This is a genomic window from Methylomonas sp. DH-1 (assembly GCF_046097555.1).
Lineage (GTDB): Bacteria > Pseudomonadota > Gammaproteobacteria > Methylococcales > Methylomonadaceae > Methylomonas > Methylomonas koyamae.
Window position 1 is genome coordinate 3,970,210 of the sequence record NZ_CP143089.1, and the last position, 13,114, is coordinate 3,983,323.

At 61.2% G+C, this 13,114-nt stretch carries 8 protein-coding genes; all 8 read left to right on the top strand.

Translation table 11 applies throughout. From position 1 onward, the window contains the following. The first annotated feature begins 70 nt into the window (after positions 1 to 70). The 8 genes from VXJ35_RS18155 (at position 71) to VXJ35_RS18190 (ending at position 13,114) form a co-directional block, all read left to right on the top strand. Positions 71 to 484, top strand: a complete 414-nt coding sequence (locus VXJ35_RS18155) for a hypothetical protein (RefSeq protein ID WP_064022648.1) — start codon at positions 71 to 73, stop codon at positions 482 to 484. A 754-nt stretch (positions 485 to 1,238) separates the two neighbouring features. Next, positions 1,239 to 2,270, top strand: coding sequence for an autotransporter outer membrane beta-barrel domain-containing protein (locus tag VXJ35_RS18160; protein ID WP_064022649.1), 1,032 nt, complete (start codon positions 1,239 to 1,241; stop codon positions 2,268 to 2,270). A 124-nt stretch (positions 2,271 to 2,394) separates the two neighbouring features. Continuing rightward, positions 2,395 to 3,195 carry a lysozyme gene (locus VXJ35_RS18165; RefSeq protein ID WP_064022650.1) on the top strand — a complete coding sequence of 267 codons (801 nt, stop codon included), beginning with the start codon at positions 2,395 to 2,397 and terminating at the stop codon, positions 3,193 to 3,195. Positions 3,196 to 3,253: 58 nt separating this feature from the next. Beyond that, the gene (locus VXJ35_RS18170) at positions 3,254 to 4,006 is read left to right on the top strand and encodes an MlaD family protein (RefSeq protein ID WP_064022651.1); all 753 of its coding nucleotides are present in this window, start codon (positions 3,254 to 3,256) and stop codon (positions 4,004 to 4,006) included. 61 nt (positions 4,007 to 4,067) lie between these two features. Further along, positions 4,068 to 6,827 carry a caspase family protein gene (locus tag VXJ35_RS18175; RefSeq protein WP_064022652.1) on the top strand — a complete coding sequence of 920 codons (2,760 nt, stop codon included), beginning with the start codon at positions 4,068 to 4,070 and terminating at the stop codon, positions 6,825 to 6,827. Positions 6,828 to 6,840: 13 nt separating this feature from the next. Continuing rightward, positions 6,841 to 10,671 carry a CHAT domain-containing protein gene (locus VXJ35_RS18180; RefSeq protein ID WP_064022653.1) on the top strand — a complete coding sequence of 1,277 codons (3,831 nt, stop codon included), beginning with the start codon at positions 6,841 to 6,843 and terminating at the stop codon, positions 10,669 to 10,671. A 31-nt stretch (positions 10,672 to 10,702) separates the two neighbouring features. Next, positions 10,703 to 12,436, top strand: coding sequence for a caspase family protein (locus tag VXJ35_RS18185; protein ID WP_064022654.1), 1,734 nt, complete (start codon positions 10,703 to 10,705; stop codon positions 12,434 to 12,436). Next, on the top strand, positions 12,437 to 13,114 hold the full coding sequence (locus VXJ35_RS18190; protein ID WP_064022655.1) for a hypothetical protein: 678 nt from the start codon (positions 12,437 to 12,439) through the stop codon (positions 13,112 to 13,114).

The window sequence follows — 13,114 nt, forward strand, 5'->3', positions numbered from 1 at the left end:
TTTCGCGGCCAAGCCGGTCGATAGCGATTAGAATCGTCGGCTTAATTTCGTCTACCGTCGCAGGCATCCTATGAGCATCGCAGCCAACATCATCCGCTTCGCCATCAAAATAACGCCCAACTCGCTGATCGTTTGGGTCGCCAACCACGTCATGAAAGGCATCGCCGAATTGACCCAGTTCAATTTCGATTTGGATGCGCGCAAGGTTTACGTGCAAAGCCGTTTGTACGGCGAGGATTTCACGATAGACGTGGTGTTGGAGGATTTTGCCGTGTTCAACGACGGCGAAAGCTACCGCTTCATTCTGCACAGCGCGCGCTCCGACCGGCCCTGGTTGCAGAACATCCTGGCCAAATTCGTCGGCAAGGCCTGGAAAATTCCGGCGTTGCCCGGTTTCGCCAAACCGCTGGAATTGATGGCCGAAGTGTTCGCAGCCCGCCCGCCGGTCCTGGAAGCGATCGTGCACGACAGTTCCGCCGAGTAATCCCCCCGCCGCGCGCCGGGCCCGCTCGCGGCCGGTGCGCCATCGCTTACCCGCGAGCGGCTCGCCCCGGCGCCGCTCCAATTCGTTATACACATCCTTGTCCGCTAACCGCCATCATGCCGGGATAGACGAAACCCTAACCGCGTAGTACATCCAGGCGGCAAGGCTACTGTCCATGGCGCTGGATGCCCGCGTCCGGCGCGCACGACGGTACTATGATGCCGCCGCTCCCGCCCTATTTGCCGCAGACCGCTAACGCTCCGCAACAGCAACAGGCAAACGGCCTTGCCTGGTATCACGATTTCAACCCGCCAACAAGCCTTCCATTCCACGCCTAACCTATTCCGTATTGCATCGCCGCCCGACTCGATCGAACGGACAATTGCAATCGTCGATTTATTATGTTTGACAATCGCCAAATCGGGACTACCATAACCAAGCACGAGACTGCGGATTAAGTCATTGTCAAGGGGGAATTATGAATACCATCGCTTGGCTCAACAAATTTATCCGGCTTCTGCCGGCCTGCTTCACATTGATTCTAGCCGCAGTACCTCAGAGTGATGCCGATAGCGGTATTAGCGGCGGATCATTCAATCCACCAATTACGCCGCTTGCTAACGGTAGCCTAGGCCAGCAAGCCGTGTATCGGGCTATATCCGCCGCTTGCTTTACTGCTAATCCCCTAGGCGCCTTATGCGGCAGCGGCAACTCATCAAACTTAGCCGCTCAGCAACTATCGCCTCAGGCCTCGATGCAAGCCGACTCGATCGCGATTTCGTCTCCCTACGATTTCGTCAAGAAAATCAACAATCGCATTCAACGCATAAACGATTGCGACGATACCAATAAATCGGCCAAAAGCCGGGAAGACTGCCGAAAAAAAGGTAACGGTAGCGGAGACAGCAGTAACATCGGCCCGTTCGGCATTTCGATCAGCGGCGGCGGCGGCTTCGGCGACCGCAACGACGCCCGCGGCCAAACCGGCTTCGACATTAATACCCAACACGCGAACGCCATTCTGGATTACCGGTTCGACGAGCAATTTGCCGGCGGCCTGTCTTTGGGCTATCTGCACTCCGACCGGGACTTGAATTTCAATAGTGGCTATTTGAACTCCGATGCCTACCGAGTCGCTCCGTTTTTGGTTTACTCGCCATCCGCTAAAAGCTACGTCAGCCTTCTGGCCGGCTATAGCCGGCTGGAGTTCGATTCCCTGCGCAATGTCAACGCCGGACTCGCTGACAATTCCATATCGATTAGCGGTGCGGCGGCCAGCTACGGCGCCGACCAGTTTTTCACCAGTCTCGGCACCGGTTACGTTGAGCAAATGGAATGGTTCAATTTACGCGGGTTCATTCGCGGCGATTACAGCCATACCGAAATCGACGGTTATCAGGAAACCGGCGGCATCATGAGCACCAATGGCGGCTCGGTAACGGTGAATATGAACGGACAGACCATAGATTCGTTTACGACCACAGTCGGCGCCGAAATCAGCCGCGCCTTCACTGTGCCCAGCTTATACACCGTATTCATCCCGCGCTTCCGAGCCGAATGGGTGCACGAATTCGAAAACCGCAGCCGGCAAATCGACGCCTCTTTAGCGGGCATTCCGTTGATAGGGCTGGCAACGGCAGCACCGGAACGCAACTGGCTCAACCTGGCTACCGGCCTGCAAATGCAGCTGCCGCAAGACATCGTCGCCTTCATCGACTACGAAGCCTTATTGATCGAAAACGGCAGCAACCAGATCGTTTCCGGCGGCGTAAAAATTCGGTTTTAAGCCTGAACCGCGGGCCGGGTCGGAATCGGCACCAAGCCGCCGGCCGGAGCCCTGCCGACAATAACAAAGGTCCGGTAAGCCGTTACCGGCCACTAAATCGAGCGTCAACGCTGCAGGGGGAATCATGCGCAACCAAGCCATTCGGCCGGCCGAACCTCGCCCGGAGTCCGCAACCGTTACCAAGCCACGGGCCGGCAAATCGAAACCTGCCGCCTTGGCAATATTCCGACATACCGCTGCGCCCAAAATGTTACTGCCGCTGGCGCTGGTATTCGGTATCGCCGGCTGTGCCACCCAGCCTCAGGAATGGGCCGAAGACGAAGAAAAAATCACGGCCGGCATTTTCCTGGAACCCGAAGAGCGCGCGGTATTGCCGCCCGGCATGGAACTGCGGCCGATTTACGACAAGGGCCTGGACCTGACCAAGTTCATGGAAGGCTTTAGAAGCCTGCCCTACCATGACGTGGCCCACTTTTGCACCATCGGTTACGGCCACCTGATCAAGCAAGCCCGCTGCAACGGCAGCGAACCGGCCGAATTCCGCAACGGCATCAGCGAACCGCGCGGCTCGGAAATACTGGTCGGCGATATGGAACAAGCGCAAATTGCGGTGCTGACCAAAACCAAAGTGCCGTTGTCCGAAGGCCAATACGCCGCGCTGTGCGATTTCGTCTACAACGTCGGCACCGGCAACTTTGCCAAATCGACGCTGTTATCGGCGGTCAACAAGCAGCAATTCGACCGGGTACCGGCCCAATTCCGCCGCTGGAGTAAAGCCAACGGCCGGGTCATCAAGGGCTTGAAGATCCGCAACGAGAAACGGATCGATCTGTTTTTCGACGGCATCGGCGTGCCGCGCGCCTTGCCGGAAGCCGAGGCGGAATTACCGGAAATCGATATTCGCGTCGGCGAAATCCGGCAGTAACCCCACTTTCCATTCAACGTTTGCACTGCGCCGCGATAACGCGGGTTAGGAGAATCCCATGGCAACCACCCATTTCAAATGGCTGATCTTAGCCGCCGTTACCGCACTGGCCGGCTGCGACCTGTTTCCGTCCTGGATCAACGTCACGGTAAATTTCAGAGACGCCAAAACCATCAAACCCGACGATCCGGTCGAATTCAACGGCGCCGTGATCGGCAAAGTCAGCGGCTTAACCCCAATCAGCAACGGCGTGACCGTTGCGCTGGCGCTGGAAAAAGCCAAAGCCGCACCGGTACAAGCCAATGCCCAGGCCGCTATCGCCGTCGAGCCGCCGCCGGCCAAAATCGTCATCAGCAACCCGCCGGAATCGGCACCGCCCGTCGTTGACGGCGGCGTACTGACGGCGCTGGAACCGAAAACCGGATTCGACGCGATTTTGGGGGCGATTTCCGACGTGAAACAAGCGGTCAGCCAAGCCGCCAAAGACTTCGGCGACTATTTCAAAGACGCCAACCAGGAATGGGCCGACTCGAAACAGAAAATGAACGAGTCGCTGGCGGCATGGCAGCAGGACGCACAAACCACCGAAACCGAAATCCGCGACCGCTACCAAAAACTGGTTCAGGAGATGGAAGCGATCCGCGGCGAAGCCGGCGAGCAAAGCAAACAGATATTTCAAGATTACGACGAGATCGAAAAGGAATTGCTGACCAAGCAGCAAGCGTTGCGCGAGCAAGGCCAAGCCAAAGCCGCCGAAGCGCTGCAAACCTTCCGCGACGAACTTAAACACAACGTCGACAAGTTGAAATAAGCCGATGCCGGGCGCCTGCCCGGCACAGCCGCCGACCACCGTTTTTGCCGGGAGTCACACCATGAAACGCTGCAACCGCCTCGGGTTCGGGATTTGTTACGGCCTGCTGGGCTTAGCCCTGGCGCCGGCAAGCCCGTGCCAAGCCGCGATCCCACAGCTTCCGGGCTGCGCCATCGAGCAAACCACGGAAACCGGCGGCATCCGAAAACTGGCCGTCGTCGTCGGCGTCGGCCAATACATTTCCGACAAGGTGCCGGATCTGGCCGGCCCGCCGGAAGACGCCCGCCGCATGCTGGAAATATTGTCCGGCAAGAACGGTTACGGCTTCCCGAAAGAAAACGTTTGCCTGCTGCTGGACGACCAAGCCACGCTGCAAAATCTACAGGACGCGTTCGACAACTTTCTGCTGCCGCGCTTAAAAGAACGGGACATCGTCGTGTTCTATTACGCCGGCCACGGCTCGCAGACCGCCGATAAAAACGGCGACGAACCCGACGGCCAGGACGAAACCTTGGTCTTGCACGATTCGCGTACCGAACAGAACGGCCGCAAACTCGGCGATTTCATCGACGACCGCTTGAACGGCCTACTGGCCAAGGTCTATAAAAAAAGCAACAACGTCACCGTCATCCTCGACTCCTGCAATTCCGGCACCGCAACCCGCGGCGACCGGGAAACCATGGTGGCCCGCTTCGTCGAACCGGCTGCCGATCCAGTCGAAGACCTGCTGGCCGAGGGTGTCGGCGACGGTGCGGGCGAACTAGCGCCGGAATCGATGCCGAATCTGATCGCGCTGACCGCGGCCAGCGACGGCACCAGCGCGCTGGAGCAAGCCGGACGCGGCGTCTTTACCGACGCGCTGCTGCAGGTGCTCGGCCAGGGTAGCAGCCAAGCTCTGACTTACGCCCAGGCCGCCCGCCAAATCCCGGCCCTGGTCGCCGCCCGCAGTTACCAAATCCCCTATTTCCAAGGCAACCTGGAGCGGCCGGTGTTCGGCAACAGCTTGCGCACGGCGCCGGTGGCCTGGGAAGTCACCGAATTGGGGCCGCCGCTGAAACTGGCCGGACCGCCGTTGCCGGGCCTGGGCGCTGGTGCCGAACTCAGAATTTACGACGGCGCGCTGAGCGGCGCCGATACCCGCGATCCGGCCAAAGCCAAGGCCAGCGTGGTGCTCGACAGCCTGACCGGCCTGACGGCAACAGCTAATGTCGTCGGCAAAAATGCATCGGCTGCCGCAATGGCGGTCGGCGACATCGCCGTGCCGGTACGTCCGGCCGACGACTACGTGCGCATCAATGTCCGTATCAAACCCGAATCCGAACCCGGCGGCGTGCCGCCGGACCGTGCCGCCGCAATCAAACAAGCGATAACCGACGATCCGGATGCCAAATCTCTGCTCAACGTAAGCGACGGCCCCGGCGACTTCGAATTGAGTTTGACCTCCGACGGTTTATTGCAACTGAAAGGCCCGGAAAACCGGGTGCGCAACGTGTTCGGCCAGGATAGCGACGCCGCCCACAACCTGTGGCAGCACGCCCGCCAAAAAGGTTTACTGCAACTGCGCGGCGAAGGCGGCAGCGAGTTTAGCGACAACCAGAGCCTGCAAGTCGAAGTGGTTCCGTCGGCCAGACAAGACGACTGCGCCAAAGGCGTCTGGGAAGCGGCCGCGCCGAATGCCGACCAAATCATGCCTTTGTGCCACCGCTGGAACGTCAAAGTTACACTGGACAAGAACGCTCCCGCGCCGCTTCTGGTCGGCGGCGTGGTGTTGTCCACCGACGGTAGCAGCTACGGTTTTCCGGCCGACGGCCGCCGCGAACTATTGAAACCGGGCGAGTCGACCACGTTCAACGCCAGCGGCGAAACCTTCCGCGCCGGTTTGCCGCTGGACGTTTGGGACCAATTGATCGTGTTCGGCACCAAGGAAAAAAATCCGGTGCGCTGGGACTTGTTGACGCAGAGCGCGCGCACCCGCGCCGCGGACCCGGCCAAAACCGGATTGTACCGGGCGCTGGACCGCTATCTGACCGGTACCCGCGGCCAGGCGCTGGATAGCGATAGCGCGGAAGATACGACCTGGACCTTGAGCAAAATCAAATTACGGGTCGAGGCCAATTCCCGCTTTCAAAAATCCGGCGACCGCGGCCTGGCCGGGTTCAGCCGGACCCGCGAATTCACGATCCCGCATTTCGACATTCGCCCTTACCTGCCCGACGACAACCAAACCGCACTGTACAAAGTCCTGCAAAAAGCCGACTGGCTGGCGCAAGCGGCCGCCGGCGACGGCTTCGGTTACAAAGGCCACGCCTGGAACGCGGCAAGCGATCTGGACAATTTGAAACGCGGCATCGATTGCTCGCGGGCAATCTGGTTTGCCTTCACCCGCGCCGGCCTGCCCTATAACGCCGGCGACAAATACCTGAACACCGCCGATATGGTCAAATCCGCCAGCCCGCTGGCCCAGCATTTCGAACGCTGCGACAGCGAACCGCTGCAAACCGGCGACCTGTTGGTCTACCGCGATCCGACACGCGGCGACGGCCACGTGGTGATGGTGGTCGATCCGCAAAAACGCATCGCCTGGGGTTCGCACGGCTACGACGGCAACGCCAAGGATCTGAAAGTCAAACCCGATATCGGCGTCGAATACCAGTTAATCAAATACAAAAAAGACTGGGAGCGCTGGGACCGCAAAACCATGCGGCAAAAGGCTTGCTGGCGCTACCGCAAATTCGGCGAGGAAGCCCGCAGCGCCCGCGGCCTGCCGGGCATCAAAGCCCTGGCCAAAGCCTGCGACATCAAGAGCCGCTGCGGCAACTGAACGGACCAGAGCCATGAGCCCCAGCCCACTCTATCTCGACCGGCGCAGTTTTCTGAAATACGCCGCCGCGCTTGCCGCGTATGCCGGCAACGTCGCGCTATGGGGCTGGCAGACGGCAATGGCCGACGCGGCCGGATCGCTACCCTTGGCTTCCATCGTCTACGCCGAATTCAAAGACGATTTCGCCCAAGCCAGAGCGCAGGCGGAAAGCCAAACCGCCGCCGCCAGGCAAGTAGCCGATCCGCAGCGGCTGGCCGACGCTTTGCTGGCGTTGGGCGTTGTCAAGTTGTTGCAAGGCGAGCCGGCCGCGGCCGCCGCCCATTTCCGCGAACTGGAAACCTTGCTGCCGGCCGATCCGCTGCGGCAATTGCGCGCGGCCACCTTTAACGAGATGGCCGCTTACCAACAATACAACCACTTTCCGAACGACAGCGGCGGCAGCGTCGCGGATATGGAAACCGTGCAAACTCAACGCTTCATGGCGCTGCTGGCGGAGACCGGAAAACGTAAAGCGGCGCTGCGCGCCCAAGTTTCGGCGCAGCCGGCTTTGCAGGAAAACGCCTTCGTCGGCGAAGAGCTGGACGGCACCAAATCGTTGCAATCGGCGCTGGATTCGGCGGCCACGCTACCGATGAGCCCGCAACAGCGCCTGCAACTGCTCAACCAAGTCGTAGGAATGCTGACGTCGGCCGCGGACAGCCAAACCGCTTACCCGCCGGCATGGCACGCCGCGTCCTTGCGTAACCGGGCCGATCTCTACCGCCGCGGCGGCGACCGCCAAACGGCCTTGGTTTATCTGGAGCAAGCCAAACAACGTTATTTACAGATCGGCGATAAAGCCGGCGCCGGCGCCTGCTGGCTGGACGAAGGCGACGCCTATGCCGCGCCGTTATCGTCGCCGCTGGTGTTCAACACCGCGCTGAACCCGCCGCCCAACGCCGAAAGCAGCCTGTCGTCGCTGGTAATGGATCGGGAACTGGACCGTTCCGCCGTCGATAGCCGGCGGGCGGCCGAAGCTTATAACGAAGCCGAGGCTTTATATGCCGCCGCCGGCGGCTGTCCCCGCGCCGAAGCCGCATTGGCATTGCGCCGTTCCTATCTGGCCGGGTTGGCAAACGACACGGCCGCTGCCTTGGCCAAGGCGCGCAGCGCAACCGAACAATTCCAAGCTGCCGGCGACTTTTACGGCTATTGGACCGCCGCCGCCCATTCGGCATTGCTGAAAATCGCCGACGGCCAAATACCGGAAGCGCGCGACGTGGCCGCCGGCATCGGCGAATGGGGTAAGACCGCCGGTTCGTTCAGTTACGCGCTGGGCCTGGGCTTTATGCACAGCCGCGTCGGCTGGCACTGGCTGTTGCGCGATGCCGATTTCGAACGCGCGCTGGCCTGCTTTCGTTTGGCGGAAGCGCTTCATGCCGGTTTGGGTTCGACGCCGCGGCAGGCGCAAAGCATCATGGACCAAGGCTACGTGATGCGTAAGCTGGGCGAACGCGACGCCGCCGTCGTCAAACTGGAACAGGCAGTCGCACTGCAATCGGCGGCGCAAACCTCGGCCGCGCTCGATGCCAATGCGCCGTTGCGCTTGCTGCTGTCGTTACACGGGCTGTGGCAAGCCTATCTGGACGGAATGGATGCCGACGGCATGGAAAGAATCGCCGGCAAACTGCGAAGCCAAATCGAGTGGCTGCAGACCCATCCGGCGGCCGACATCCCGGGCGGCAACCTGTTGGTGACGCAACTGGCCCAGGAAGCCATCGAATACACCCGAGTCAACGCCCCGTGTTACCGGGCAGTCAGCGCGCGCAACGCCGGCGACCGGGCCGAAGCGGAGCGCCAGTTTGCCGTGGCGCTGGCGGCCGCCAAAAACACAGCCGGCCATCACCGCGACTTTCAATTGGCTATCGTCCACGCCCAGCGCAAAGACTACCCGGCCGCCGCCGCTGCCTACCGCCGCTATTTGCCGCAGCAGAACGCCGCCTCGCCGCTGAGCCAAACCATCGAAACGCTGGCCGCGCAATTAGGCACTGAAGCACTCGTTGCCAACGCCCAACAACAATGGCGCTACAGCCAGCAACAGGCCGCGAGTTTTTTCTGCGCGGTCAAGGCTTACGCCGACGCGGCCAGCCACCTGCGCCAACTGGAAAACCGCTTCGGCGCAAACTGGTGGCAAAGCGAGGATAAGCCCTGGGAGAGTCTGCAAACCTACGGCGAAGTGGCCGAAGGCCTGGAGAATTATCCGGAAGCCGCCGCCCACTACGCTCAAGCGCTGGACCATTTCGAACGTTCCCGGCAATTGCTGCGGCGGGATAACTTCAAAACCGCCTTGTCGTCCGGCTCCAGCTCGCAATACCTGTATTTTTTGCCGGCCAGAAACGCTCTGAAACTGGCAGCGCTGCAACCGGCGGCGGCCAGCGAACACCAACAAACCGCCTACCGCTATGCCGAACGCGGCAAAGCCCGCGCACTGCTGGATTTGATGGCCGGCGGCGCCAACCGCACCGACGCGGCTGGCGACGAAAGCGTGCGTCTCTGGCTGCAGGACACGGCCAAATTAGCGACCTGGGGTAGCCTACTGGCCGCCGAGCGCGGCGAGCAAACGCCGGATGCCGGCCGGATTTCCTATCTGGAACAAAAAATTGCCGCGGCGGAAACGCAATTACGCCAGACCGAAACCCAACTGGCCGCAGCCAGCCCGAATTTCTACCGCTCGGTCAACCGCCAGGCGCCAATCGCCGACGTCGGCCAAATAGCCGCACTGCTGCCGGCCGGCACGGCCTTGCTGCAATACGCCTTTCTCGGCGACGACCTGTTGGCCTGGGCCATCGGTAGCCAAGGCCTGCTGGCGGCGGAGCGGCAACAGTTCAACGCCAAGCAATTGGACTTATTGGTCCGCGACTTCCATACCGCCTGCGAACGCCGCGGCGATTACCGGCAATCCGGCGAGCAACTCAGCGCACTGCTGCTAAAACCGTTTGCGGCGGCACTGGCCGAGCATAGCCAACTGCTGATTGTCCCCTACGGCACGACCCACGGCCTACCGTTCCATGCTCTGCCCTGGCAAGACCGGCCACTGATCGCCGGCCACCGCGTGTCCTATCTGCCCAGCGCCAGCATCCTGCAGTTTCTGGCCCAGCCCGGTAACAGTCCCAAAGCGGAACCGGCGGTACTGGCCGTCGGCAATCCGGCGAATATGGCCTACCAAGCGCCGTTTGCCGAAACCGCGACCGCGCAGCCGGCGCTGCCGGCGGCGGCCACTGAAGCGGCCTACATCGCCAGCTTATTCGACAAAAACCGGGAGCTGATCGGCCCGAAGGCGACGCTGGCGGCGGTAAAGCAGGCCTTACCCGATTGCAATGTGCTGCACTTTGCCACCCACGGCATCTTGGCGGAAACCGCGCCGCTGCTGTCGTCGATACTGCTGGCCGACGGCGCCGCCTTGACGGTGCAGGATTTGATCGGCTTGCGCTTGAACGCCGATTTAGTGGTGTTGAGCGCCTGCCGCACCGGCCAGGGCAAAACCGCCGGCGGCGACGATGTGCTGGGTTTCAGCCGCGGCTTGCTGGCGGCCGGTGCCCGCGCCGCAATCGTCAGCCTGTGGCCGGTGGACGATTTGGCGACCAGCTTGCTGATGGCCGAGTTTTACCGTCAGCTAAAGGCCGGTGCCGCGCCTGGCCTAGCGCTGCAGGCCGCGCAGAATTATTTACAGGCACTCGAACCCGAGGCGATTAAAACCGGCCGGCTCAAGGCGCTAAGCAGCCGCGGCGTATCCGTCGACAGCGACGCCGCGCCGGCCGATTACCGCCACCCGTACTACTGGGCGCCTTTCGTGCTGGTCGGCTGACATGGACTCGAGCGAATTTAGGAGAGCAAACATGCGACGGCAAATTTATCGTTCGATGTCGGCAAACACCGCGGGAATCGGCCAATTCGCGGTGTGGCTAGGCTGCGTTGCGTTGCTGGCCGGTTGCGCCGGCGGCATGTCGCGTAGCGGCGGCATGCAACTGGCCGGCTGTCCGGTCAACGCCAGCCGCAGCGTCGATCCGGCGGCAGGCAGCACCCGCAGCGCCGAAGAGCAGATCATTGTCGATTGCGAACTGCCGGGCATACAGTACGAAATCGGCGACGGCATTTTCTACACCTCGCCGCCGCGCCCGGCCCGGACCAGCGTGTGGCAATGCCGGGTCGGCGGCGGCAAACAAATGGCCTTCGACGCCGCCAACTTGCAAAAGGTGGAAAACGTCTGGAAAGGTTGTGCCGAAGCCGGCGATAAGATTGCCCAGACCTATCTCGGCGAGTTCTACGAGCGGGTCGCCGATTACGCCAATGCCGCCATTTGGTACCGCAAGGCGGCCGAGCAAGACTATCCGCGCGCCCAGGCCAACCTGGGTTTCCTGCTGGCTAAAGGCCTGGGAGTTGCCAAAGACCCGGCTGCGTCGCAGGAATGGTACCGCAAAGCCTCGGGTTTACCGGCTCACGCGGCCGCAGCCAACGATAGCGCCTTAGTCAGCCAATTGCGGGCCGATTTAGCCAGAGCGAACCAATTGCTGGACCAGGCCCAAGCCGGGCTGAGGCAACAGATGGCGGAAAAGCAAGCGCTGTCGTTGCAAATCAAACCACCGCCGGCGCAACCCGATCCGGCCGAACAGCAGCGTAACCGGCAATTGCAACAACGCATCGCCGAACTGGAGCAAAAAGCCCAAGCCGACCAGGACCAGATCGCCAAGCTGCAAACCCAAATCGCCCAAACCGAAACCCGATTGCGCGGCCAAGGCGTGGAATCCGAAACGACGGCCTCTGCCCCGGTCGGCCGTTATTTTGCACTGGTGATCGGCATAGACGATTACACCGCGATGAACCGATTGCAAACCCCGGTCAACGACGCCAAAGCGGTAGCCGAACTGCTGCAAAGTAAATTCGGCTTCGCCTCGGTCACATTGCTGCTGAATCAACAGGCCACCCGCGTCCAAATCTGGCATGCGCTAATCGGACTGCGCCAGCAACTGACCGAAAACGACAACCTGTTGATTTATTTTGCCGGCCACGGCCAGAAGGAAGATAGGGAAGGTTTCTGGCTGCCGGTGGATGCCGACAAACCGCCGCACAAATACACCTGGATCAGCGATTACGAAATTGCGGTAAACACCGCCTGGCAAGACATGCGCGCCAGACACGTGCTGATCGTGGCCGACTCCTGCTTTTCCGGAACGATACGCAACACCGGATTGGTATCGGCAGCGCAACCGACCGTCACGGCCGGCCAACCCAGAACTATTATCGAGCTGAAATCGTCGTCGATTTCGCGCAAATTCCTAACCTCGGGCGGCGACGAACCGGTGCTGGATAAAGGCCGCGGCAACCATTCGGTGTTCGCCGCCGCGTTCATCGATTTTCTAAAAAACTACAACAAACCCGAACCGCTCTCGGCCGACACTATTTACGGCCAGATCGAAGCAGCGGTTTACGACCAATCGTCCCGGCTCGGCCATCCGCAACGGCCGCTGTACGGTCCGATTCAAGGCGCCGGCGATGCGGATGGCCAATTTTATTTTCGGCCCAGCTTGCGGACCGCAGAGAACCGCGCCCTAGCCGGGTCGGGGAGGTACTGAATGTTCGAACAAAGCGACCAAAAACTCTCGGCCTGGGTCGGCACCGTCGCGGCCGATGCCAAGATTTCGTTCGAGCCGCCCGGCACGGCGGCCGCCGAACCGACCGTGGTGCTGTACCTGCTCGATTTCAAACGCCTGACCTCGACGCCGGCCGCACGCAGCCCGCAGCCGCAATTGCTGTTGAACTATCTGGTCACGGTGCAGGCCGCCGATCAAGCCGCGGCGCATAAATTATTGGGAACCTTGGTCGCCGCGGTCGTACAACAAACCGAATTCGAATTCGAGCTGGCGCCGCCGCCGCTGGAGACCTGGCTCGCCTTCGCCGCCAAACCGGCGCCGGCCTTTACCATCAAACTCCCGGTGGCGCTGCCGGTAACCGAGCGGACGCCGCCGCGCATCAAAGCGCCGCCGCAAGTCAGGATGGGCCCGGTCGCGACCTTCAGCGGCCGCCTGCTCGGCCCCGGCGAGATTCCGTTGGCCGACACCGACGTCGAATTGGTCGCCGCCGGCCGTTACACCCGCACCGATGCCGCCGGCAATTTCAGCTTTGCCGGCATCGACCCGAACCAACATAAGCGCGGATACCTGATCCGCGCCAAACGACACGAGTTGCTAGTGGACACCGCTAATCCGACTCAAGACCCCGTAGTAATACATTTCGAGCAATTGGAGATCTGA